Annotated in this window: 20 protein-coding genes; 14 read left to right on the top strand and 6 right to left on the bottom strand. The window is 62.4% G+C overall.

Annotated elements, in window-relative coordinates; genetic code table 11:
- Positions 1-48 precede the first annotated feature (48 nt).
- Positions 49-1,920: a HAMP domain-containing methyl-accepting chemotaxis protein gene (locus tag DFO46_RS02665; RefSeq protein WP_183041824.1), complete on the bottom strand. Its 1,872-nt coding sequence runs from the start codon at positions 1,918-1,920 to the stop codon at positions 49-51.
- A gap of 383 nt (positions 1,921-2,303) precedes the next feature.
- Between DFO46_RS02665 and DFO46_RS02660 the strand changes: the two genes are divergently transcribed.
- Entirely contained in the window at positions 2,304-2,912 is a 609-nt protein-coding gene (locus DFO46_RS02660; RefSeq protein ID WP_147412732.1) for a LuxR family transcriptional regulator, read from the top strand.
- 18 nt (positions 2,913-2,930) lie between these two features.
- Here DFO46_RS02660 and DFO46_RS02655 read toward each other — a convergent pair whose 3' ends face one another.
- Positions 2,931-4,781: a M3 family oligoendopeptidase gene (locus DFO46_RS02655; RefSeq protein ID WP_120276243.1), complete on the bottom strand. Its 1,851-nt coding sequence runs from the start codon at positions 4,779-4,781 to the stop codon at positions 2,931-2,933.
- A gap of 292 nt (positions 4,782-5,073) precedes the next feature.
- Here DFO46_RS02655 and DFO46_RS02650 point away from each other — a divergent pair, with 292 nt between their 5' ends.
- Together DFO46_RS02650 and DFO46_RS02645 are read left to right on the top strand one after the other, a co-directional pair.
- Positions 5,074-6,618, top strand: a complete 1,545-nt coding sequence (locus DFO46_RS02650) for a sigma-54 dependent transcriptional regulator (protein ID WP_120276242.1) — start codon at positions 5,074-5,076, stop codon at positions 6,616-6,618.
- A 184-nt stretch (positions 6,619-6,802) separates the two neighbouring features.
- Positions 6,803-8,650, top strand: a complete 1,848-nt coding sequence (locus DFO46_RS02645) for a DUF882 domain-containing protein (RefSeq protein ID WP_120276241.1) — start codon at positions 6,803-6,805, stop codon at positions 8,648-8,650.
- 76 nt (positions 8,651-8,726) lie between these two features.
- Here the strand turns inward: DFO46_RS02645 and DFO46_RS02640 are convergent, their stop codons facing one another.
- The 3 genes from DFO46_RS02640 to DFO46_RS02630 all read right to left on the bottom strand — a co-directional run bounded on the left by DFO46_RS02640 (position 8,727) and on the right by DFO46_RS02630 (position 10,227).
- The gene (locus DFO46_RS02640) at positions 8,727-8,993 is read right to left on the bottom strand and encodes a DUF2312 domain-containing protein (protein ID WP_054157131.1); all 267 of its coding nucleotides are present in this window, start codon (positions 8,991-8,993) and stop codon (positions 8,727-8,729) included.
- A gap of 106 nt (positions 8,994-9,099) precedes the next feature.
- Positions 9,100-9,405, bottom strand: a complete 306-nt coding sequence (locus DFO46_RS02635; protein WP_120276240.1) for a DUF1244 domain-containing protein — start codon at positions 9,403-9,405, stop codon at positions 9,100-9,102.
- A 12-nt stretch (positions 9,406-9,417) separates the two neighbouring features.
- Entirely contained in the window at positions 9,418-10,227 is an 810-nt protein-coding gene (locus DFO46_RS02630; RefSeq protein ID WP_120278113.1) for an N-formylglutamate amidohydrolase, read from the bottom strand.
- A 276-nt stretch (positions 10,228-10,503) separates the two neighbouring features.
- On the opposite strand from DFO46_RS02630, the gene DFO46_RS02625 reads away from it, so the two are divergent.
- Both DFO46_RS02625 and pyk read left to right on the top strand, forming a co-directional pair.
- Complete coding sequence (locus DFO46_RS02625) at positions 10,504-10,920, top strand: DUF1036 domain-containing protein (RefSeq protein WP_245408914.1); 417 nt, start codon at positions 10,504-10,506, stop codon at positions 10,918-10,920.
- The gene (gene pyk, locus DFO46_RS02620; protein ID WP_110791667.1) at positions 10,920-12,359 is read left to right on the top strand and encodes a pyruvate kinase; all 1,440 of its coding nucleotides are present in this window, start codon (positions 10,920-10,922) and stop codon (positions 12,357-12,359) included. The genes DFO46_RS02625 and pyk overlap by 1 nt, the downstream gene beginning before the upstream one ends.
- 52 nt (positions 12,360-12,411) lie before the next feature.
- Here pyk and DFO46_RS02615 read toward each other — a convergent pair whose 3' ends face one another.
- Entirely contained in the window at positions 12,412-13,482 is a 1,071-nt protein-coding gene (locus DFO46_RS02615) for an alpha/beta hydrolase (protein WP_183041823.1), read from the bottom strand.
- A gap of 171 nt (positions 13,483-13,653) precedes the next feature.
- On the opposite strand from DFO46_RS02615, the gene DFO46_RS02610 reads away from it, so the two are divergent.
- The 9 genes from DFO46_RS02610 to DFO46_RS02570 all read left to right on the top strand — a co-directional run bounded on the left by DFO46_RS02610 (position 13,654) and on the right by DFO46_RS02570 (position 24,726).
- Complete coding sequence (locus DFO46_RS02610) at positions 13,654-14,544, top strand: DUF3445 domain-containing protein (RefSeq protein WP_120276238.1); 891 nt, start codon at positions 13,654-13,656, stop codon at positions 14,542-14,544.
- A 138-nt stretch (positions 14,545-14,682) separates the two neighbouring features.
- Complete coding sequence (locus DFO46_RS02605) at positions 14,683-16,125, top strand: homospermidine synthase (RefSeq protein WP_120276237.1); 1,443 nt, start codon at positions 14,683-14,685, stop codon at positions 16,123-16,125.
- Between the two features lie 207 nt (positions 16,126-16,332).
- Positions 16,333-16,698: an outer membrane lipoprotein Omp10 gene (gene omp10 / locus DFO46_RS02600; protein ID WP_110791660.1), complete on the top strand. Its 366-nt coding sequence runs from the start codon at positions 16,333-16,335 to the stop codon at positions 16,696-16,698.
- 202 nt (positions 16,699-16,900) lie between these two features.
- Complete coding sequence (locus tag DFO46_RS02595) at positions 16,901-18,823, top strand: 5'-nucleotidase C-terminal domain-containing protein (RefSeq protein ID WP_120276236.1); 1,923 nt, start codon at positions 16,901-16,903, stop codon at positions 18,821-18,823.
- A gap of 126 nt (positions 18,824-18,949) precedes the next feature.
- Positions 18,950-19,984, top strand: coding sequence for a ferrochelatase (hemH, locus tag DFO46_RS02590; RefSeq protein ID WP_120276235.1), 1,035 nt, complete (start codon positions 18,950-18,952; stop codon positions 19,982-19,984).
- A 401-nt stretch (positions 19,985-20,385) separates the two neighbouring features.
- Positions 20,386-20,994 (top strand): hypothetical protein, encoded by a 609-nt coding sequence (locus tag DFO46_RS02585; RefSeq protein ID WP_110791655.1) that lies wholly within the window; start codon positions 20,386-20,388, stop codon positions 20,992-20,994.
- A gap of 80 nt (positions 20,995-21,074) precedes the next feature.
- Positions 21,075-23,045, top strand: coding sequence for a methyl-accepting chemotaxis protein (locus DFO46_RS02580; protein ID WP_110791653.1), 1,971 nt, complete (start codon positions 21,075-21,077; stop codon positions 23,043-23,045).
- A gap of 203 nt (positions 23,046-23,248) precedes the next feature.
- The gene (locus tag DFO46_RS02575) at positions 23,249-24,265 is read left to right on the top strand and encodes an SPFH domain-containing protein (protein ID WP_110791651.1); all 1,017 of its coding nucleotides are present in this window, start codon (positions 23,249-23,251) and stop codon (positions 24,263-24,265) included.
- 2 nt (positions 24,266-24,267) lie between these two features.
- Positions 24,268-24,726, top strand: a complete 459-nt coding sequence (locus tag DFO46_RS02570) for an NfeD family protein (RefSeq protein ID WP_120276234.1) — start codon at positions 24,268-24,270, stop codon at positions 24,724-24,726.
- Positions 24,727-24,733: the final 7 nt, after the last annotated feature.

Raw genomic sequence — 24,733 nt, 5'->3', positions numbered from 1 at the left:
AGGCGGCCGGACCGAAATCCTCCCCGGCCGCCTGCCAAAGTCCTGCCGTCAGGCGGCGCGCCTGTCGGCTTGCGCGCCGGAGGTCCTGCGGACCTGATCTGCGGAACCGGCCATCAGGTTGAAATGGCCAATGAGGTCGCGCAGGGTCACCGCCTCGGCGGCCAAGGCGTTCGAGGCAGCGGTTGCCTCTTCGGCCATGGCGGCATTCTGCTGGGTCTGCTGATCGATCTGGTTGACGGCGCTGTTGACCTGCACAAGCCCGGTGGACTGTTCCTGGGCCGAAACCGCGATCGCGTCGATGTGACCGTTCACCACCGCCACGCATTCCTCGATCATTTCCAACGCCTTGCCGGTGCGGGCGACGAGATCGACACCGGTCCCGACCTGCTGGGTGGAACTGCGGATCAGATCCTTGATCTCGCGGGCCGCCTGGGCTGAACGCTGGGCGAGCTCACGGACTTCCTGGGCGACGACCGCAAACCCCTTGCCGGCGTCTCCGGCGCGAGCAGCCTCCACACCGGCGTTCAGCGCGAGCAGGTTGGTCTGGAAGGCGATCTCGTCGATGACACCGATAATGCTCGAAATCTGGCCCGACGAGGCCTCGATCGTGCTCATCGCATCCATGGCCGTTGTCACCACCGCCCTCGATTCGGACGCGGCGCGATTGGCCTCTGCCGCCGCAGCCCGGGCCTGCTGGGCAAGCTTCGAGGAATTGGCCACGTTGACGGTAATCTCGTCGAGGGCAGCAGCCGTTTCCTCAAGGGCAGAGGCCTGCTGTTCCGTGCGCTTCGACAGGGCATCCGCCGAAAGATCCAGTTCGCGCGAGCCGGCATCGATGGAGCGTGTCGACTGGGTGACCGCCTGCAGCGTGTCGCGAAGCTGGACAACCGTCCGGTTGAAGTCCTGACGCAGGCTCTCGAACGACGGGGCGAAGGCTTCGTCGATCCCGGCGCTCAGATCGCCGTCCGCCATGCGACGCAGGCCGTGTGCCAGCGACTTGGTCGCCTGAGCCATTTCGGCGGCGATCTGGCGGTCCCGTTCCGCAGCGGCCAGGCGATCGGCCTCGGTCGCCGTGCGGGCCGCTTCGGCCTCGCTCTGCAGCTGCAGCGTATGCAGGCCGTTATCCTTGAAGACCTGAAGGGCCTGGGCCATTTTGCCGATCTCGTCGCGACGATTGGTTTCGGGAACATCCACGGCGAAATCGCCCTGAGCGATGACCGACATCCGCGTCGTCAGATGACCGATCGGAGCGACGACGCTGACGCGGAACAGGGCAAAGCCGATGGCAAACACCAGCAGGCCGCCGGAGATCATAACCACGACGGTGATCATGCGGGTGTTGTTGGCAACGCCCGCCAGTTCTTCCCCCTCATGGTCGGCAGCGTTGCTAACCTCGGATCTGACCTTGGACAGCTCGGCCGAGACGGCGGAAAATTTGGGCTGGCATTCCTGCGTGTAGAGGCTGACGGCAGAGATGATCTCGTCCGGAGTGGTGCTCTTTTCCCCGACCTGAATGACGCGGGCGCAGCTGACGTCGAAAATGCTGGTAGCGCTATCCTTGACCGACGCCAGAGTTTCGTGGACGCCAGCATGGGCCTCCTCTCTCGGCAGTGCTTGCGATGCGCTGTCAATCATCTCCAACATGGATTTGCGCGCCTCGATCAAGTCGTCTTTCGCGGCAGCGATCGCCTTGGGATCGGACATCATGATCATATCTGCGAGCGACGCGCGGGCCGTGAAAAGTGCCCGATTGGCGCGGGTGAGCTGGGAAGCGGCCTTGGTCTCGTCCTTCAGCAAGCCCGAATAGGCCTCCGTCAGGACCTTGACCTGTGTATTGACATAAACGGCCATACCGACGGCCAGCAACAGAAACAGACTTGCGATGAGCGTGAACTTCGCTCCGATCGAAATATTTTTCATGAAAATTCCTTCGCGCATTGGTAGGCTGTCAGTAGATATTGCAATTGCGCAAAGATCGCCTGTTCGGTTAAGCAGTTGTCAACCGTGTAGTGCTAGGTGTCTACTGGGCGTATGTTGATTGGCGGGTTGTGAGCCAAACTGTCGTTCAAATATCGCACAGCTCTCTCGCACCCCCGGTCAAGTTTTCTTGCCCGTTCGCCTGCTCTCCCTGCCATCGTGGCCGATGCCCGGCAAGTGCATGTCGTCGACAGGTGGGGCACTTGCGAAGATGGAGAGGTCCAATTTCCGACGTCAACTTCACCTCGTCCGTTCGATCGATCATTGAGACGGACACGCTGGAAAATTTGTTCGAGATCTGCGTCGACAGTTTCGGAAAGCTTGGCTTGACCGAATTCGTTGTCGGCGGTTTCGACCGCGTGACACGCCGAGCCATGCCATGCGACTGGATCAAGACCTTCGATGTCCTGGCGCTCCCCTCGCTTCGCCGGAAAATCACGACGCGCGATCCGGTGATGGAACGCACCCTGACAAGTGCGACGGTGGTGCCATGGGATCGCGACAGCCTCGAACGCGAAGCGCCGGGAAGCCGCTTCCTTGATTTCGTCAGGGATCTGAAGCTGCAGGCCGGTCTGAACATGCCCCTGCAGGAGCGGGGCAATGAGGTCTGGGGGATGGTGGTGGCCTCGCGCTCGCCTCGCGTGTTTTCGCCAGAGCAGATCCGGCAGGCCTTTTCACTGTCCGCAATGGTCCTTCTGAAGCGGACGCTTCTGCTGGCAGCCTGTGCGGCCCGCACGGTTGACGATCCGCGCATCGCACTCCTGTCGGACGAGCAGCGCGAAATCCTTCGCTGGGTCGCCGAAGGCAAATCCAATGCGGATATCGCGCTGATCATGGACCGCACGAAACGTGCGGTCGACTATCACGTCGCGCAGATCCTGCGGAAGCTCGGCGTTGCAACCCGGACCCAGGCGGCGGCTTTGCTCGCCACCTAGATCGTCACGCAAGCCTGATCAGCCTGCCTTGTCGAGCGCTTCCAGCTCGTCGATCAATCCCTCGATCATCGACAGGCCCTTGCTCCAGAAAGCCGGATCGGTGGCATCGAGACCGAAGGGGGCGAGAAGTTCGGAGTGATGCTTCGTTCCGCCAGCCTTCAGAAGCTCGAAATACTTCTGCTGGAAGCCGTCCTCGGCATTCTGGTAAACCGCGTAGAGCGAATTCACCAGGCAGTCACCGAAGGCATAGGCATAGACGTAGAACGGCGAATGGATGAAGTGGGGGATATAGGCCCACCAGGTCTCATAGCCTTCTGAGATCTTGATCGCCGGTCCGAGGCTTTCTTCCTGAACCGAGAGCCACAATTCGCCGATCTGCTCCGCCGTCAGTTCGCCCTCCTTGCGCGCCGCATGGATCTTGCGCTCGAACTGGTAAAACGCGATCTGGCGCACGACCGTATTGATCATGTCCTCGACCTTCTGGGCGAGCATCGCCTTGCGCTCTTTGCTGTCGGTGGTCTTGTTAAGAAGCGCCCGGAAGGTCAGCATCTCGCCGAAGACGGAGGCTGTCTCGGCAAGCGTCAGCGGCGTCTGGCACATGAGGGCACCCTGGCCGCCGGCCAGAACCTGATGCACGCCATGGCCGAGTTCATGGGCCAGCGTCATCACGTCGCGCGGCTTGCCCAGATAATTGACCAGCACATAAGGATGCGCGGACGGAACCGTCGGATGGGCAAAGGCACCCGGCGCCTTGCCGGGACGCGCCGGCGCGTCGATCCAGCCGCCGTCGAAGAAACGGCCGGCAATTTCTGCCATCTCAGGCGCAAAGCCGCCATAGGCCGAGAGCACCATGTCCTTGGCCTCGTCCCAGGGGATCAGGCGGTCGGGCGTCTCCGTGAGCGGGGCGTTGCGATCCCAGAAGTTCATCTGGTCCATGCCGAGCCACTTCGCCTTCATCTTGTAATAGCGGTGCGAAAGGCGCGGATAGGCCTCGCGCACGGCTTCGGCCAGCGCGTCAACCACTTCGCGCTCGACCCGGTTGGCCAGATGGCGACTGTCGGCGATATCTTCGAACCCGCGCCAGCGGTCGGAAATGTCCTTGTCCTTGGCGAGCGTGTTCGTCACCAGGGTGAAGATGCGGATATTCTCCTTGAACGTCTTCGACAGCGCTTCCGCCGCCAGCTTGCGTTTTGCCGGATCGGCATCCTGCAGAAGCGTCAGGGTCGGCTCGAGCGGCATCTCTTCATCGCCAACCTTGAAACGAAGTGCTGCCAGCGTCTCGTCGAACAACCGGTTGAAGGCCGCGGCGCCGGTCTGCGACTTTTCCAGGAACAGCTGCTCGATCCGGTCGTCAAGCTGGAAGGGTTTGTCCTTGCGAAGGTCGACGATCCAGGGGCGGAAATGCGCGAGCGCCGGATCGCGATCCATGGCAGCATCGACGGCATCGTCAGCCAGGCGGTTGAGTTCCAACGGGAAGAACAGGAGACGCGACGACATGTCCGTCAGCTTCGCCTGAATGTCACCGAAAAACTTGCCGTTCGCCGGATTGGTCATGTCGGAATAATAGGTAAGGCCTGCATAGGAGGCGATGCGGCCGAGCAGATCTTCGAGCGCGTCCATTTCGCGCAGGGCGTCGGCCAGTGAATTCTCACCGACGGTTTCCAGCGCCGCTTCCAGCTTGCCCTTCCACTTGGTTTCGAACGCCAGCGCATCGGTCCCGGCCTTTTCGACGGCGCCGAGGAATTCAGGGGATTTCTGGCCGGGATAGAGATGGTCAAGCGTCCAGACGGGCAGATCGCCAAGTGCTGCGGATTGTTTCGCCGCAGCGTCCGTCGCACTGGCAAACACGTGGCTTCGGTCGATCTTCATGACGATGTCCTTTCCTGTCTGATGCCGGGAGATGTAGTCAGTCCCGGCACACTCGGCAAGCCGCGGACAGATCGCGACAGAGAGGCTGCTCCTGCGCCATGGATGTGACATCCGCCGCCGACGGGCCGATGCACCTCTCCGCAGACCTTTCCGCCGCCTGTGCCAATACAGGTTAAGAATCGTTAAAATCCGAGGCTTTCTCCCAACAACATGTTCAGTCCTTTCTGGCACGCTCCCCCCTCGATTACCCAGGAGCGCGAAGGCGCCGGCACTCACCCCGGGGGAGCAAACTTTGACTGCACAGATCCTACTCATCGATGAAGATGCCGCCGAGCGCCGCAGCATGAAGGCTGCGATCGAAGCGCACGGCCATTCCGTTCATGTCGCAGAAACGGCGCATGCCGCCATCGACACCTTCCGGCGCCAGCGCGAGCAGATCGGCGTCGTGGTGATCGACGCCTCCGCCCCCGAAGGCCTGCAATCCGGACTCCTCGCCGTGCTGGCAGAGATCAATCCGGCCGTCCCGGTGATCGTCGCCACCGCCGAAGGGGCAACCGAAACGGCGCTCGACGCAGTCCGCTCCGGCGCCTTCGATTTCCTCGTCAAGCCGTTTGCCCCGGAGCGCCTGTCGGGCGCCGTCGAGGCCGCGCTGAAGATTCATCGCAGCAGCCTGCAGGGGCGCACTCCGCGGAGGGCCCGCAGCGGCGCAGTGAGTTTCGCCGATATCGTCGCCGCCAGCGCCTCGATGTCTCGCGTCGTCGAACTCGGACGTCGCGCGGCGCAATCCACCATCCCCGTCATGCTTGAGGGCGAGGCTGGCGTCGGCAAGGAACTCGTCGCCCGCGCCATCCACGCCGCCAGCGACCGTTCGTCACGCCCCTTCGTCACCGTCAACTGCCAGTCAATCTCACCGGCACAGATCGACGAGGTCCTGTTCGGTGGAAGCCGCCTTGGCGATCCCGACCCGGCATCGGCGGTGGGCAAATTCGGCGAAGCCGAGGGCGGCACCCTGTTCATCGAAGAAATCAGCGAGTTGCCGGCGATCGCGCAGGCGCGTCTCCTGGACGCGGTGCAGTCTGGCGAGGTGGCACGCGCCGGCCAGCAACAGCCCTCCAAGGTCAATGTCCGGCTGGTGCTGGCAACCAACAAGGACCTCATCGAGGAGGTGAAGTCCGGCCGGTTCCGCGAGGACCTCTATTACCGCCTCAACGTCTTTCCGATCACGATCCCGGCGCTGCGCCGCCGCAAGGAGGACATTCCGCATCTGGTGCGCACCTTCGTCGAGCGCTTTTCGCTGGAACAGCGTCTGCCCCGCACGCTGCAGGTCGAAGCGTCGGCCATTGCCCTCCTGACGGCCTTCGATTGGCCCGGCAACACCCGGCAGCTGGAAAATGCGATCTTCCGGGCGGTGGTTCTGGCCGAGGGTGTCAGCCTGGGCGAGAGCGACTTTCCCCAGATTTCGGCCCAGGTCAGCGGCCACCGCTCCGGTGCCGTAAGCCGCGATGCGAGCGAGATCCGGGACGAATCAAGTCCGGTTGCCAAGGTGCAGGCAGCGCTCGCCGAACGGGCCGCCACCTTCGTAAGCCACACGGCCGCTCCCTCGTCCACAGGTTTCGGAAATGTGTCGACGGGCAATGTCATCGTCAGCACGGACGAGGCCGGGAACGTGCGCAAACTGGCTGAGATCGAGGAGGAATTGATCCGCTTCGCCCTGAAGTTCTATCGCGGCCAGATGAGCCAGGTGGCCCGCAAACTCGGCATCGGGCGCTCGACGCTCTACCGCAAGCTCAAGGACTACGGCATCGACCCGGACGACCCCCAAAAGGATGCCGCTTGATTTGTCTCAATCTTCCCTTGTTAACTCTGGGGTAAGCTTAATCGCCTACCAAGAGCCTGACATGTGTTAGGCAGACGTTCACCATAACGTGACTGCTTGTGCGGATGTGGCAAATTTGCCATGGTGTGACCGCATTTGACGTTCACCTTGAGTTGGCGTGGGACGGATTCTGACGGGGATAGCATTGCAGACATCGCAAGACATCAGCGCGCGCCGATGGCAGAACGGGCGCAAGCCCCAGGCCGCATGCGCAAAGATCGCAGCGAGACTGGTCTGTTCGTTTCTGGCCTTTCTCTTCGTCGGTGCCGTAACCGCATTCGGGACGGCCGGTGCAGCGCGTGCTGAAACGCGTACCCTCAACATTGAATTCGTCCACACCGGCGAGCGCGCCTCGATTACCTTCAAGCGCAATGGCCGCTACGACCCCAAGGGTCTGAAACAGCTCAACTACATCCTGCGCGACTGGCGCCGCAACGAGCCGACGAAGATGGATCCGCGCCTCTTCGACCTCGTCTGGGAAGTCTACCGCCGCGCCGGCGCCAAGGGCTATATCAAGGCCGTATCCGGTTACCGTTCGCCGCAGACCAATGCCATGCTGCGTTCGCGCTCCAAGGGTGTCGCGAAGGAAAGCCAGCATATGCGCGGCACCGCGATGGACTTCTACATCCCGGGCGTGGCGCTCAAGACCCTGCGCGAACTGGGCGTGAAACTGCAGGCGGGCGGCGTTGGCTATTATCCCAATTCCGGCTCTCCCTTCGTTCACATGGATGTGGCCGGCGTGCGCGCTTGGCCGCGCATGAACCGCCAGGACCTGGTGCGCCTCTTCCCCGACGGCAAAACCGTGCATATCCCATCCGATGGCAAGCCTTTGCCGGGCTACCAGCAGGCACTCGCCGAATACAAGCGCCGCCTGGAAGCCGGTGGCGCGATCATGGTGGCCGACGAGAAACGCCCGAGCCGTCCGCGTAACTTCCTCGCCATGCTGTTCGGCGGCGGCGATGAGGATGAAGAAGAGGATGTTCCGGCACCGGCCGAACGTCCGGCACTCGCCGCGCAGCCGGAGCCCGCAGCACCGCCTCCGCCGCCCGTGGTCACGGCCACCGAGCCGGTCATGGTCGCCAATGCCCTGCCGGGCGTGGACTCCGCCCCTGTTCCCCAGGCCCGTCCGTCGCTTCGACCGGCTGATGCAAGCCTTGCCGTGGCGCTTTACCAACCGCCGCGCAACGCCGCAGAAGATGCGCTGCAGCAGGTTGCAAACGGTGTGCCCGTACCGGCCGCAGCACCATCGAGCGAATTCGCGGACCTCGCCAGCATGAAGGTCCCGGTTCCGACCCTGCTCGGCCCGCGTCCCGACCAGGCCACAAACGATCCGGCCGTCATGACGGCATCGATCGATCCGAACAGCGACGCCATGGTTCTCGCCAATGGTGCAACCGTACCGGTTCCGACCGCTCGTCCAGCCGTGGCAGAGGCCCTTCTGGCCAGTGCGCAGCCGGAAGAGGAAGCCGAAGTCGACGAGGTCGAACAGGCCATTCTGTCGCCGGAAGCCGCCGACGCACTTGAAAACAGCAACCAGGCCGAAATGGCCGCACCGATCCCGGCCGAACGGGCAACCGCAAGTGCAGCACCGGCTGCACCGGCAGCAACCAAGCCGGCACCAGCCGCAAAGTCGGTCGAAGTCGCCTCGCTGCCGCAAAAGCCGGCGGGCGAAGCGACATCGGAATTCGGCGATATGTTCGATACGCCGAAGACATCTGCACCCGGCGCCGATGCGGCGCTGCCGGTCAAGGGCGGTCGCCCCGGCCAGGAAGAAGCTGAACGCGCCCATATGGCGATGTATGGCGGAACGAAGCTGACCAAGGGCATGATCGAGCAATGGGCCCTCAATCAGGGCAAGTTCGAAACCGTGATCAAGCCGGGCAAGGCACCGCGCGTCGTCTCGCGTTCGCTGCTCGCCCCGACCACGACCGTTCCCGTCGGCTTCCGTCTGGATGCGACAACGGTCGATCCGAGCCGCTTCGGTCAGCCCTGATCCGTCGAGGACAAAACAAAGGCATTAAAAAACCCGCCGGATCGGCGGGTTTTTTTGTGTCTGTTCGGAATGAAGATCAGCCTTCCGGCGGGCTTTCGATCATGCCCAGTGCTGCCAGGTAGGTGTCGAGGATCAGATCCTCTTCCATGCGTTCCTGGTCGTCCTTCTTGCGCAGCGCAATGACCTTTTTCAGGATCTTCGTGTCGAAGCCCATGGACTTGGCTTCGCCGTAGACGTCCTTGATGTCGTCGGCGATCGTCTTCTTTTCTTCTTCGAGGCGCTCGATGCGCTCGACGAAAGCGCGGAGCTGGTCGCGGGCGACGCCGTGGGCGGCATCAGACATGGGCAATCTCCTTCATGTCGGGGATGGCAGTTCGGGATGGAATTTCGTGGGGTTCACGTGCCGCGAACCGAAGCCCGCGTCAAGTCCCCAAAGCGTCAACGGCAGCTCATTCCTGCGGCCGGTTCCTCTCGAAGGCCTGCTGCTGCGCAGCGCTCGCCTCGCGCTGGTTCTTCGCCTTCCATTCGTCATAGGGCATGCCATAGACGATCTCGCGGCTCTCATCCTTCGTGAGATCCAGACCCTTCTCGTTTGCCGCATCGAGATACCAGTTGGACAGGCAGTTGCGACAGAAACCGGCGAGGTTCATCAGGTCGATGTTCTGCACGTCCGCCCGGTTGCTGAGATGCGAGAGAAGCCGGCGGAAGGCGGCGGCTTCCAGCTCGGTCTGCTGCTCCTTGGTCGGCAGGGTCATGGGCTTAATCCTTCAGGGCGTGATCGGATGGGCCGGGTAAGGACCAGTCCGCGAGGGGTGTATCCGATATTCATGCAGCATCGGGTCGGCATTGAGGCGGGCAAAGATCGGCGCCAGGCGATTGGCCCAGGCCTCGACGCCCTCGTCATGGCCGATCAGGTCCTGCCGCACTTCGAGCAGCGCATGCGCAATGCCCGCCGTCATGCAGTGGCGATACAGGGTGTCGCCCTTCAGCGCGCCGTCGTAAGGTTCGTTGTCGCCGATGAGGAGATCCCCCTCGCCTTCCAGCGCCGCGATCAACGGACGCACGGCCCGGTCATCCGTGTCCCACAGAACCGCCGCATGCCACGGCCGCGGCACGCCCTTCCAGGCCGGCGTATAGGAATGCAGCGACAGCACCAGCGGCGCCTTGCCGGAGGTTTCCGCCACCTGCGCAATGACGTCGGCGACGGCCTGGTGATACGGCCGGTGATAGGTCTCGATCCGGTATTGCCATTCCTCGGCGCTGATCGGATGATTGCGCGGAATGATCGCGCCGTCGGAGATGCGCATGATGATCGTCGGATCATCCTCGCCGCGATTCGGATCGATGAGCAGGCGCGAAAACCGCGACATCACCGCCGGCACGCCCAGTTGAGCGGAGAGCCGCCGCGTCAGCGCCTCGATGCCGATATCATAGGCGATGTGGCGGCCGAACGCACTTTCCGGCAGGCCAAGACGACCATATTGCCCCGGCACGATATTTGTGGCGTGGTCTGCCAGAAGCACCAAGCCACTGTCATGACGGCCATCTAGGATTTCGAAAACGGAGTGGTCATTCATCAGTTCGAAGCCATCGTCTGCTAAGGCAGGCTTGATCGCATGGGGGAATAGGGAGCGCAAGCTTTCATGGCTGTCACGTTTGTGCCAAGATCGGACAACATGGTCCCGGCACTGGGCGAAGAGTGGAAATATAATCGATTAGAGTTGCGTTGACATTCTCAGGTCAGCATCGCAAGAAGGCATCCCATGCGCATTTTTGGAGTTCCGGCGGCAATCGTGCACAAGCAATACACACAGTTTTGCAATCGCGTTGCCGCGCGTTTTCTGAGGCCCCTGATGATCGCGGGCGCGCTGTTTGCGCCCATGCTCGCGGCGAACGCGGCGCATGCCGAATTCAGGGCCTGCAATGGTACACAGAACCTCGTCGGCGTTGCCGTCGGCTATCGCGCCGAAGAGGGCTGGATCACCGAGGGCTGGTGGCAGGTTCCGGCCGGCACCTGCGCCACACTGATCGAAGGCGAACTCCAATCGCGCTACTATTATCTCTATGCTGAGGACGCCGCCCGTGGCGGTCGCTGGTCCGGCGACATCAACATGTGTGTCGCCGAAAACGAGTTCAAGATCGTCGGCGTGAAGGATTGCTTCGCGCGCGGCTATCAGCAGATGGGATTCAAGGAATACGACACCGGACGACAAGGCAGCTGGATGGTCCAGCTCTCCGACACGTCAGGCACCCAGGAAAGCCAGAACTGATGAAGCGCAACCGCAAAGTAAAGATCCTCGCCACGCTCGGTCCCGCCTCTTCCGAAGAGGCCATGATCCGCAAGCTGCACGAAGCCGGCGCCGATCTTTTCCGCATCAACATGAGCCATGCCAGCCATGATCTGATGCGCACGCTGGTTCAGCGCATTCGCAGTGTCGAGGCCGCCTGTGGCCGTCCGATCGGCATCCTCGCCGACCTCCAGGGTCCGAAGCTCCGCGTCGGCAAGTTCGCCGACACCACCGTCGAGCTGAAGGCCGGCCAGACGTTCACGCTCGACAACAAGGATGTGCCCGGCGACGCGAACCGCGTCTATCTCCCGCATCCGGAAATCCTGGAATCGGTAAAGCCCGGCGACCGCCTGCTGATCGATGACGGCAAGCTGCATCTGCGCGCCGAGAAATGCGATGGCAAGAGCATCGTGACCACAGTCGTCTCGGGCACGAAGATCTCCGACCGCAAGGGCGTCAGCCTGCCCGACACCATTCTCGCAACCGGCGTTCTGACCGACAAGGACCGCGCCGATCTCGACGCCGTGCTCGCCGTCAACGATGTCGACTGGGTCGCACTCTCCTTCATCCAGCGCCCGGAAGATCTGGCCGAAGTCCGCAAGATCGCCAAGGGCCGCGTCGGCCTGATGTCGAAGATCGAAAAGCCGCAGGCGATCGAGCGCATCGACGAGATCATCGAACTCTCCGACGCGCTGATGGTGGCCCGTGGCGACCTCGGCGTCGAAATGCCGCTGGAGCGCGTGCCCGGCATCCAGAAGCAGCTGATCCGCGCCTGCCGCCGCGAAGGTAAGCCGGTTGTCGTCGCGACCCAGATGCTGGAATCGATGATCACGGCACCGGTGCCGACCCGCGCCGAAGTCTCCGACGTCGCGACCGCCGTCTTCGAAGGCGCCGACGCCATCATGCTCTCGGCCGAGTCGGCTTCCGGCCAGTATCCGGTCGAAGCCGTTGCCACCATGGCCTCGATCGCCGAGACCGTCGAGCGCGAGCCGCATTACCCCGGCATCATCTACGCCCAGCGCGCCCAGCCGGAAGCAACCGGCGCCGACGCCATCTCGCTGGCGGCCCGCCAGATCGCCGAAACACTCCGCCTGCAGGCGATCGTCTGTTACACCTCGTCCGGCAATACCGGCCTGCGCGCCTCGCGCGAACGTCCGGAAGTGCCGATCATCGCGCTCTCTCCGGTCATCCAGACCGCACGCCGTCTGTCGGTCGTCTGGGGCCTGCATTGCGTCGTCTCCTCCGAGCCGACCGATCTCGACGACATGGTCAACCGCGCATGCCGAATCGTCGTCGAAGAAGGTTTCGGCAAACCGGGCGACCGCATCATCATGTCGGCCGGTGTGCCGCTCGGCACGCCCGGTTCGACCAACATGCTGCGCATTGCCTATATCGGCTCGGACGGCCAGACCGGCATCTGATTGAGCCCAACGCATGGAAAAAGCCGCCTTCGGGCGGCTTTTTTCGTGGCAACTACTGCCCGGCCTGCAAGGACGGCGCCTGACCTTCAGGCTCGACACGCGTTGCAGCGAGACGCGGCTCTGCAGCACGGGCCATGGCCTGCAGGTCACGCGGCTCACCCGTGATCTTCTCCAGCGCCGCAATGACGATGTCGGTCACGATGTAATCCGGCTTGTGGCCAAGCCCCTTGATCCAGACGAGTTCGGATCCTTTGATATCGCGCGCAAGCCCCTTGGAATGGATCTCCTCCAGCACGATCTCGTCGCTGTCCCCGGTGATGATCACGGTGGGCTTGTCGATTTCGCTGTAGCGCTTCGAAAATTCCGTCACATAGGCATGCAGCCCGGCGACATCGGTGGCATTGGCGCGAAACGTCGCCGGACGCAGCACGAGTGCGGCGCCCGTCTCCGCGACATAGGAGGCCGGCACCGGGTTCGGCGCAAAGACATGCGCGGTGCCCGGTGTGATCCGGGACATGCCCGCCTGCAGCGCCAGCGTGTTGCAAAAGAGCGGACCGATGATCGGCGCTGCGGCGACGTGATAGTACCAGTCGACGCCACCCGGCCAGGGATGGGTGGCGGCGGCGAGGAAGACCAGTCCCTCGACCTTGTCCGGATGCAAGACCCCGAAGCTCGCCGCAATCGCACCGCCGAAGGAATGTCCGACGATAATCGCCCGTTTGATGCCCATTTTCTCCATCAGCGTCGCAATCGCATTGGCCTGTCCGGCCGGCGTATCGTTCTCCGGCCCGCCCCGTTCGGAGTAACCATGGCCCGGCCGGTCGACGAAGAGCATCTCCGCTCGCCCCCGCAGCGGTTCCAGAAAGGCACCCGCCTGGTCGCGCAGATTGCCGGAGGCCCCATGGATGAAAACGATCGGCGGCAGGTCTGCGTCGGGACCGGCAGCCACGTGCAGCGCATTCAGGCGGAAGCCGCCGACATCGGTCAGCGTGCCGATATTGGGATACTGCTCCTCGATGGCACGGGCGCGGATCTGGGTCGCGATGGCCAGTGCCAGCAAGAGAAGAGCAAGAACGACGACGATACCGAGCAGGATCAGGCCGAGGCGGGGAAGGATGAACAAGGTCAGGTCTTTCAAACAAGGGGACGAGCGGACAGGAAATCGGCCTGAAGCCGCCTTCGTCAAGGCCCGCCTCACTTTGCTGCGACGTTGTCGCGCCCTTTCAGCGCACAGTCGATCTTGCCATCGGGCGGGCAACGCGGCAGGTTGGCTTCAAAGCGAGCCTGACACCCTATGTCCAATGCCTTCTCTCACGCCCCCTATGCCGGTCCGACCCGCCCTTTCACGATTGGCCTCTGCGCGCTTGATCCCACACGCTGGATCGAGCCGGATGGCGACCTGCAGCGCTATCTCGACGAAAAACGCAATCTGATCGAGACGCGTCTCGACGATGTGTTTCGCGCAACCGAGGACAGCCTGCCCGCCCAGCACGAATGCCTGGAGGCGTTGGTTGCCCATATCGAGCGGGATCACCCGGGCCATTCCCGCCGGGAAGGCCAAATCCTTCACGTTGCCGGTCATGCGATTAACCTTGCCGATGAGAGCACACCCCCGCTCCTGCGTGCCGGCATGCTCGTCCAGGACGATCTCGTCATCATGATGAAGCGCGAGGCTGGCTGGTCCATCGCAGCCGCCCACCTCTCCTTCCCCTCGTCCTGGCTGCTCTCCGAAAAATTCGACCGGCCGATGGAGGCCGTCCACGAACATGTACCGGGCTTCCAGGCCGGCACGCGCAATGCGGTCATGATCAACCGCATCTTCAACAACCTGTTGCCCGGCCAACCGGCGGAGCGCTTCAACTGGTCGATCAACTGGCGCGAAAAACTCTTTCACCCCGAAACCGGACGAAACGACGCGGCGGCACCCGAGGAGGCGGTGATCCGGGTCGAGCGTCAGACACTGACCAAGCTGCCGGACACGGGCGCGATCGTCTTCACCATCCGCATCTATCTTGACCCTGTCTGCCTCTTCCAGACGCATCCGGAAGGCCGCAGGCTGGCTGCAGCGCTGGCAGACCAGCTGGAGACGATGGAGGATGCCCAGCTCGCTTACAAGGGCCTCGATCGGCAGAAGGCGCACCTCGTCGCGAAGCTGCGACAGGATGCTGCGAAAATTTCCCCCTGAGGGCCGACGCGCGGCTGGGCATGGTCTTTATTGTGTCAGTGTTTTGTGATCTAGAACCGCCATTATCGGTTTGGCCCGCACTCACGGGCCGAAACGCACCTGCGGGACCAGCCTGGTCGCGCCTCCAAGGAGATCCAGATGAGTGAGAAGACCTACCCGGTTTATGGCGAGATCACCGGCCCGATCGTGATGATCGGCTTCGGCTCGATCGGCCGCGGCACCCTGCCGCTGATCGAACGCCACTTCAAGTTCGACAAGAGCCGGATGGTCGTCATCGATCCCCGCAACGACGAGGCGGAACTGCTGGCCAAGCACGGCATCAAGCACATCCAGGCCCACGTCACCAAGGACAACTACAAGAAGGTCCTGAAGCCGCTTCTGACCGAAGGCGAAGGCCAGGGCTTCTGCGTCAACCTCTCCGTCGACACCGGTTCGCTCGACCTGATGAAGTTCTGCCGCAAGCTCGACGTTCTCTACATCGACACCGTCGTCGAACCCTGGCTCGGCTTCTACTTCGACAAGAACATGAAGAACTCCGAGCGCACCAACTATGCGCTGCGCGAAACCGTGCGCCAGGAAAAGGCGAAGAACCCGGGTGGCACCACGGCCGTCTCCACCTGCGGCGCAAATCCGGGCATGGTCTCCTGGTTCGTCAAGCAGGGCCTCGTCAACCTCGCCAACGAGATCGGCATCAAGTTCGAGGAACCTTCGCAGGATGACCGCGAAGGCTGGGCCAAGCTGATGAAGAAGGTCGGCGTCAAGGGCGTGCACATCGCCGAACGCGACACCCAGCGCACCAAGAACCCGAAGCCGCTCAATGTCTTCTGGAACACCTGGTCGGTCGAAGGCTTCATCTCGGAAGGCCTGCAGCCGGCCGAACTCGGCTGGGGCACCCATGAAAACTGGATGCCGAAGAACGCCAAGAAGCACAAGAAGGGCTGCAAGGCTGCCATCTATCTGGAACAGCCCGGCGCCAACACCCGCGTGCGCACCTGGTGCCCGACGCCGGGTCCGCAATACGGCTTCCTCGTCACCCACAACGAGTCGATCTCGATCGCCGACTACTTCACCGTCGAGAAGGATGGCGAAGTCACCTACCGTCCGACCTGCCATTACGCCTACCACCCGGCCAATGACGCCGTGCTCTCGCTGCACGAGATGTTCGGCAACGGCGGCAACCAGCAGCCGGTCCTGCATGTTCTCGATGAAGACGAGCTGGTCGATGGCGTCGACGAACTCGGCGTGCTGCTCTATGGCCACGAGAAGAATGCCTACTGGTATGGTTCGCGCCTGTCGCTCGAAGAAACCCGCGAAATCGCTCCTTACCAGAACGCAACCGGCCTTCAGGTAACCTCGGCCGTTCTCGCCGGCATGGTCTGGGCGCTGGAAAATCCGAAGGCCGGCATCGTCGAAGCCGACGAGATGGACTACAAGCGCTGCCTCGAAGTGCAGTCGCCCTATCTCGGCCCGGTCGAAGGCCACTACACCGACTGGACCCCGCTCGACGGCCGCCCGGGCCTCTTCCCGGAAGACCTCGACGAAAAGGATCCTTGGCAGTTCCGGAACATTTTGGTTCGCTGAGCCATTCAGAGACCGATCGAGGCCCGTCGCTTGCGGCGGGCCTTTTGCCATGCGGCTCCGGGCGGTCTATCGCAGCGCAACTGAGCCGGGATAACTGAGGGTGCCGAAGTGCTGAGCCTTGCTTTGGGCAAGGCTTCGCGGCATGGTTTGCAACAATGCACAAGGGCGGGCGGCATGGCCGACCTGTCGAGTTGGTGGGAGATTGAGATGAAGACCAAAACCGTGGTGACGCTGGCAGCTGCAGGCCTTGCCCTCACGTCCTGCTATTCGTCCGGTCCACCGCGTCAGCTCCCGACCGTCCAGCAGGGTCCGTCAATCGAAGGCGAATGGGTCGATCCGAACGGCATCGCGTCCAGCTTCCGCGGCGGCACCTTCACCACCCGCACCACCGATACGAACCAGGTCCTGGCCTCCGGCACCTACACGCTGCAGGGCGACCGCCTGGTCGAGATCAACATGACGTCGCTGGTCCGCAACACCCAGCAGAAGGTCAATTGCGCCCTCGTCACGCCGACGCAGCTCAACTGCACATCCGACAGCGGAGCGCAGTTCTCACTCGCTCGCCGCGCCTGAAGCAGCACGCAAAGTCTCCGAAATCGAAGCGGCCGCCATGGCCGCTTCTTTCGTTTTGTGTCCTCTAACCTGAACCGCCACCTGCTTTTTTCCTTGCCCTGTCCCGGCCTAGATGAAAACATCCGCCATCCCGAGCCGGCATGCATCTGTCACAGTCGCATGCCAGACAGTGACAGACGGATATTGAACCAGGAGAAAGACGATGTTCAGACACTTGCGAATAGGCCTCTTGAGCGCATCCGTGCTCGCCCTTTCCACAGGCGCAGCACTCGCCGATTTCGAACTCAACATCCTCCACATCAACGATCTGCATTCCCGCATCGAAGCGATCAACAAGTCCGACTCGACTTGCTCGGCCGAGGAAGCCTCCAAGAACGAGTGCTTTGGCGGTATCGCCCGTGTGAAGGCAGCCATCGACGCCCGTCGTGGCGAACTGTCAGGCAAGAATGTTCTGACCCTCGATGCTGGCGACCAGTTCCAGGGCTCGCTCTTCTACACGACCTACAAAAGTGCCCCGATCGCCGAATTCATGAACGGCATCGGCTTCGACGCCATGGCGATCGGCAATCACGAATTTGATGACGGTCCGGAAGAATTGGCCAAGTTCATCGACGCGCTGAAATTCCCGATGATCTCCGGCAACACGCTGGCGGGCCTCAATTCGCCGGTCGCTGACAAGTTCAAGCCTTACATCGTCAAGGACTTCGGCGGCGAGAAGGTGGCCGTGGTCTCCGTTCTCGCGACCGACACCGACGAGACCTCGTCGCCCGGCGATGCCATCCTCTTCGCAGACGAGATCGGCTACCTGAAGGATGCCGTGAAGGAGATCGAAGGCCAGGGTGTCAACAAGATCGTCCTCCTGTCCCATGTCGGCTACGTCAAGGACCAGGAGATCGCAGCCGCGGTTGACGGCATCGACGTCATTGTCGGCGGCCACAGCCATACCCTGCTCTCCTCCACCGACGAAAAGGCGGCCGGCCCCTATCCGACCCTGGTCAAGAACCCCTCAGGCAAGGACGTGCCGATCGTCACGGCCTATGCCTATTCGAAATATCTCGGTGACCTGACCGTTACCTTCGACGATGCAGGTGTCGTCAAATCCGCCGCCGGTGCGCCGAAACTGCTCGACGCCTCGGTGACCCCGGATGCCGCCTTCACCGCCAAGGTCACCGAACTCGCCGGTCCGATCGAGGAGATCAAGCTGAAGGAAATCGGCGCCACGTCCGATGCCATCGATGGCTCTCGCGAAACCTGCCGTGCGGTGGAATGCACCATGGGCAACCTGGTCGCCGATGCCATGGTCGACCGCCTGCAGGATCAGGGTGTGACCATCGCCATCCAGAACGGTGGCGGCCTGCGCGCCTCGATCGATGCTGGCACCGTCACCATGGGCGAAGTCCTGACCGTGCTGCCTTTCCAGAACACGCTCGCCTCCTTCCAGCTCAAGGGATCGGACGTCGTCGCCGCCCTCGAAAATGGTGTGAGCCAGATCGAGGAAGGCGCTGGCCGCTTCCCGCAGGTCTCGGGTCTGAAATACGCGTTCGACAAGTCCAAGCCGGCTGGCAGCCGCATCTCGGATGTTATGGTCAAGGAAGGCGACAACTGGGTCGCAATCGACGCCAACAAGATCTACGGCGTTGCCACCAACAACTACATGCGCGGCGGCGGCGACGGCTACAAGGTCTTCGCGACCGGTGGCCAGAACGCCTATGATTTCGGCCCCGGCCTTGAGACCGTGGTCGCCGACTACATCGCCAAGAACAGCCCCTACAAGCCCTATACCGACGGCCGCATCACGGCTGTCGAAACGGCCGCCGCCAGCACCACCACCGCTCCTGCCGCAGAAGCGCCTGCAGCGCCGGCCACGGAGGCTCCGGCCGCCCCGGCTGCGCAAGCACCGGCCGCTGCGGCACCCGCAGCAACGGCTCCGGCGAAGACGGCGACCGAAACCGCCAAGGCCGTTGCCGAAACGGCCTACAAGGTGGTCGCCGGTGACAGCCTGTGGAAGATCGCCAAGGCCACCTATGGCGACGGCCTGCTGTGGACGAAGATTGCCGAGGCCAACGCCCTGCGCAATCCCAACCTGATCACCATCGGCAAGGAACTGCAGCTTCCCCCGAAGTAAGACGGTTCGCCGCAGGATCACCAGCCGGTCCGGGCTTCCCCGGGCCGGCTTTTGCTTTTATCAGATGATCCCAGTGCCATCTTTCGACGTATTGCTTCCCTGCAGCAAATCATCAGGATACCCCCAATGACCGCAATGCCCGCCCACTGGCCCTCCGACCATCCGCCCGTCAAGTTCGGCAAGGTCGGCGTGCTCCTCGTCAACCTCGGCACCCCCGACGGCACCGACTACAAGTCCATGCGCCGCTATCTCGAGGAATTCCTGACGGACAAGCGCGTCATCGAGTGGTCCCGCTGGTTCTGGTATCCGATCCTTTACGGCATCGTATTGAACAAGCGCCCGCAGAAGGTCGGCAAGGCCTATGAGGAGATCTGGAACAAGGACCTCGATGAAAGCTATCTGCGCACCTACACCCGCAGCCAGGCAGAAAAGCTGGTGACCGCGCTGAAGGACCTGCCGAACGTGCATGTCGACTGGGCGATGCGCTACGGCCAGCCGGCGATCCAGGCCAAGATGAACGAGATGCAGAAGGCCGGTTGCGAGCGGATCCTGATATATCCGCTCTATCCGCAATATGCGGCGGCCACCACGGCGACGGTCAATGACGAGGCCTTCAAGGCGCTTCTGAAGATGCGCTGGCAGCCGGCGCTGCGCACCGTGCCGCAATATGCCGACGACCCGGTTTATATCGAAGCACTGGCCAACTCGATCAACGAGCATCTCGCCACGCTCGACTGGGAGCCGGAACTGGTCATCACCTCGTATCACGGCATTCCGAAGTCCTACTTCATGAAGGGCGATCCCTATCATTGCCAGTGCTACAAGACGACGCGGCTGCTGCGCGACCATCTCGGCTGGGAGAAGGAGAAGCTGATGGTCACCTTCCAGTCCCGCTTCGGGCCGGAGGAATGGCTGCAGCCCTATACCGACAAGACGGTGGAGAAACTGGCCAAGGACGGTGTGAAGCGCATCGCCATCCTCAATCCGGGCTTTGTCTCCGACTGCCTGGAAACGCTGGAGGAGATTGCCGGCGAAGCAGGCGAGGATTTCCTCCACAATGGCGGCGAGAAGTTCACCCACATTCCCTGCCTGAACGACAGCGAAAACGGCATGCGCGTGATCGAGAACGTGGTGCGCCGTGAACTCCAGGGTTGGGCCTGAGCGACATCCAATCCCTTTGAGGCCGCCTTCGGGCGGCCTTCGTGTTTCCGGCACCAGCATGCGTATTTGAACGGGAATGGGAACGTTCAGAGGCCGAACACAGAGAGAGCAGCGCCTACAACCGTTATGCGATGCAACCTTTATGGCTCACGCCCGTCACCGCACCACCAGCGCATCGCAGCCTTGGCCTAACCTGCACAAATTCAATGCATTTGGCCTGTCCGGTATTCAACACCAATCGCCAGCAAACAACAACTTGAGAGGGTGAGGTTCATCTTCCTCGATTGAAATCAATTGCAACTGTTTGAATTTTATTACAATTTTTGATTCACATCTTCTTATATTAAGAGACCATTTAACAATGGATGCTAGAATTCTTCTCAATATGAGGAGACCCAATGATGAGTGTTCTGAAAACATCTGTAGCAATGGCCGCCCTGATCATGTCCGCCGGCTCGGTTTTGGCCGAGCCGCCCAAGCCGGACGTGGCGAAGCTCGTGACGCCCGCCGTCATCGAGGACATGCGCAAATTCATCGATACTGAAATCGTCCAGGTATCGGTTGAAGCCCAGAATGCCCGTTTCGACAACCTCACCCAGGACAAGATCGACACGCTGGACAACCAGTGGAAGGCCGAGCGTGAAGCCGCCGACAAGCCGCTGATCGCAGCCACCCTGTCGAGCCCGCTTTCCGTCTACCTCGCCCGCATCCAGGGCAAGTCTCTTGGCCTCTATGCCGAGATCTTCGTGATGGACAAGACCGGCCTGAATGTCGGTCAGAGCTCCGTCACCAGCGATTTCTGGCAGGGAGACGAAGACAAGTACCAGAAGACATTTGCGGTGGCCGACGATGCCCTGTTCGTCGATGAAGCGGAATGGGACGACGAAGCCAAGATCTGGCGCGACCAGGTGAGCTTCACAATCCTTTCTGCCGACAAGAAGAAGATCGGCGCCGTCACGGTTGAACTGAACCTGACGGAACTCGAAAGACGCATGCAGGCCGGTTCCTGAGCGACCGCCACGGCGCCATGAGGGCGACCGTGCCAAGAAATGATGTTGCACATTCTCTCAGACCGAGACTGGATCGAAATATGCTGAAGAACCTTTCTGTCAGCGCCAAGGGCTTCATCGCCTTCGGCATTTTGGCGGCCATCGCCATTGCATCGTCAACCTTCATCTACAACCGGGCACTGGAAGCCAATCACCAGGTCGCGGAAACCGAGCTCGTCAACCAGCTCGTAGACACCATCACTGAGTTTTCCGCAGATCTGTCTGTCACGGACATGCATCTGAAGACCTTCCTGCTCACCGGCAACCGCGAATATTCGGCGGCCGTAGACAGCGGTCTGGCCGAGATGAAGGCCGACATGAGCAGGCTTGAAAAGACATTCGCCGAGTCGTCTCCGGCTGAGCTTCCGAAACTGAAGGAAGCCTTTGCCTCCGTGGCGGACTGGACCACCAAGGTCGTCGAACGCCAGATCCTCCTGATGCGCGATCCGCAGACCGTTGAACTCGCCCGTGCCATCGAAGTGACGGGTGAAGGCGCACGTTACGTCAAAGCGGTCGAAACCAGCCTCGCTGCAGTGCAGTCCTCCATGGCAAGCCGCGCTGCGGCCGCGACGGCGACCCAGCATGCGGCCCTGGACATGGTCCAGAGCGTCAGCCTGATCGCATCGCTCGTTGTCGGCGCCGCCGCTGTTCTCATGGGCTTCCTGAACTTCCAGCTCGTTTCCCGCCCGCTTGGCAAACTGGCAGACGTCACGTCTCGCCTGGCCAATGGTGATCTGGATGTCGTGATTGAACAGGGTGGCAAGGACGAAATCGGCCGCATGGCCGGGTCCATGCAGATCTTCCGCGAGGCCGCCATCGCCAACAAGCGCCTTGAAGCCGAAGCCGAGACCAATCGCCAGAAGGCGGAAGCAAACCGAATCGCCGACCAGCAGCGTGCGGAAGCCGATGCGGCCGAGCGCCTGCGCATCGCAACCTCCGGCCTGGCTGCCGGTCTGCAGCGTCTCGCCTCGGGTGACCTTGCCTTCCAGATCAACGAAGCCTTCGCACCTGATTTCGAACAGCTGCGTCACGACTTCAACCTCTCGGTTCGCCAGTTGAACGAAACGCTCGCCGGCATCACCAACAGCGTGGCGACCATGGAAACCGGCACCCGCGAAATCGCCTCGGGCACCGACCACCTGTCCAAGCGCACCGAGCAGCAGGCGGCGGCGCTGGAAGAAACGGCCGCAGCCGTCGAAGAGATCACTGCGAACGTGGTGAACTCGACCAAGCGCACCGAAGAAGCGCGCTCGGTCGCCGCCCATGCCAACACCTCCGCCAACCAGTCGTCGGAAGTCGTTGCCCGCGCCGAAGAGGCCATGCGCCGGATCGAAGGGTCCTCGCAGCAGATCTCGAACATCATCGGCGTGATCGACGAAATCGCCTTCCAGACCAACCTGCTTGCCCTCAACGCTGGCGTTGAAGCGGCCCGCGCAGGCGAAGCCGGCAAGGGTTTTGCCGTCGTCGCTCAGGAAGTCCGCGAACTCGCCCAGCGCTCGGCCAATGCTGCGAAGGAAATCAAGGCGCTCATCCAGAACTCGTCGGCGGAAGTCGCCGGCGGCGTCGATCTCGTCCGCAAGACGGGCGAGGCGCTGCGCACCATCGGCGGCTTCATCAGCGAGATGAACACGCACATGGATGCGATCGCGATCTCGGCGAAGGAGCAGGCGACCGGCCTCTCCGAAGTCAACCACGCCGTCAACGCGATGGACCAGACGACCCAGCAGAACGCCGCCATGGTCGAGGAATCGAATGCCGCCTCCGGCGCACTCGCTGCCGAAGCAGCCAAGCTCCGCGACCTGATCTCGCACTTCCAGATCGACGGTGTCCAGACAGCGCAGGCCGGTGCACTCCGCGACACCGCGCGCGCCATGGCTCGGCCCAGCCAGCCGGCCGCCGCCGCACGCCCTGCTGCTCCGCGTGCACCGGCACAGCCTGCGAGAGCCGCAGCCCCTGCCCCGCGCGCCCACGGCAATGCCGCAGTCGCGCAGGACAACTGGGAAGAGTTCTGACAAGCCCAGCCGTCACGACGGCTGCAGAAGTTGGCCAATGGATCAAAGGCGGAGGACACCCTCCGCCTTTTGTCTTTCTCGGGCTTGGCAGGACCCGCATTCACGCCGGACCGTGCAATGGCACTTGCAATCCCCCCGTCATATCCCGATGTTAGCGCCATGATGGGTGGCCGTTCTCGGCCGAATGGGGAGAAAATCACGTCATGCTCGCAGGTCCGGATATTGTCGTCATCGCACTGGTGGCCCTGGTCGTCCTCGTTCTGTTTGCCGGCATCAAGACCGTGCCACAGGGTTATCGCTACACAATCGAGCGATTTGGTCGCTACACCCGCACGCTGGAACCCGGCCTCAATCTGATCGTGCCCTTCATCGAGCGCATCGGTTCGAAGATGAATGTCATGGAACAGGTGCTCGATGTGCCGACCCAGGAGGTCATCACCAAGGACAACGCCTCCGTCTCTGCCGATGCGGTGGCCTTCTATCAGGTGCTGAATGCCGCCGAAGCGGCCTATCAGGTGGCCAATCTCGAAAACGCCATCCTGAACCTCACCATGACCAATATCCGCTCGGTGATGGGCTCCATGGACCTCGATGAACTGCTGTCCAACCGCGAGGTGATCAACGACCGCCTGCTGAAGGTTGTCGACGAGGCCGTGCGTCCCTGGGGCATCAAGGTCACGCGCGTCGAGATCAAAGACATCCAGCCGCCGGTCGACCTCGTTGATGCCATGGGCCGGCAGATGAAGGCCGAGCGTGAGAAGCGCGCCCAGGTTCTGGAAGCGGAAGGTTTCCGCAACGCGCAGATCCTGCGCGCCGAGGGCGCCAAGCAGTCGGCGATCCTCGAAGCCGAGGGCCAGCGCGAGGCCGCCTACCGTGAGGCCGAAGCCCGTGAGCGTCTGGCGGAAGCCGAAGCCAAGGCGACCCGCATGGTCTCGGAAGCGATCGCCGCCGGTGACCTGAACGCCATCAACTACTTCGTCGCACAAAAATACACGGAAGCCATGACCGCCATCGGCACGGCGAACAATTCCAAGATCGTGCTGATGCCGATGGAAGCCTCGGCACTGGTCGGCACCTTGGGCGGCATCGGCGCGATCGCCCGTGAGGTCTTCGGCGACCAGCCGGCAAGGCCGACACCACCCCCGGCCGCGCCGCGTGTCGCAGCACCGCCACGGCCCACACCGGCCGTCAATCCCTTCGCCCCCTCCAGCGAGACGTGAGCATGATCGCCCGCATCATTGCCGAACTCGGTCCCTGGAGCTGGTGGATACTCGGCATGCTGTTGCTGGCCGCCGAATTGCTGATGCCGGGCGTCTTTCTCGTCTGGATCGGCCTTGCGGCCCTGGCGACAGGCGCGTTGTCACTGCTGCTCTGGGACTTTGCCGTCTGGGCCTGGCAGGTGCAGGCCCTGTTCTTCGCCGTGGCAGCCGTGCTCTTCACGCTCGCCGGACGCCGCTATTACGGTCGCACGGATGTCGGCAGCGACGAACCGCTTCTCAACCAGCGTGGTGCAAGCCTCATCGGCCGCACCGCGACGCTCGCCGAACCGATCCGCGAAGGCCGCGGCCGCATCCGCCTGGACGATACGTTCTGGATCGTCTCCGGCCCGGATCTCGCGGCCGGTACGCAGGTTCGCGTCGTCGCGAGCAATGGCCGTGATTTGACGGTGGATGAGGCCTGAATCCTGC

Origin of the sequence: Rhizobium sp. AG855 (assembly GCF_003610655.1) — a bacterium.
Lineage (GTDB): Bacteria > Pseudomonadota > Alphaproteobacteria > Rhizobiales > Rhizobiaceae > Allorhizobium > Allorhizobium wuzhouense.
This window is presented reverse-complemented; position numbering and strand designations above follow the sequence as displayed.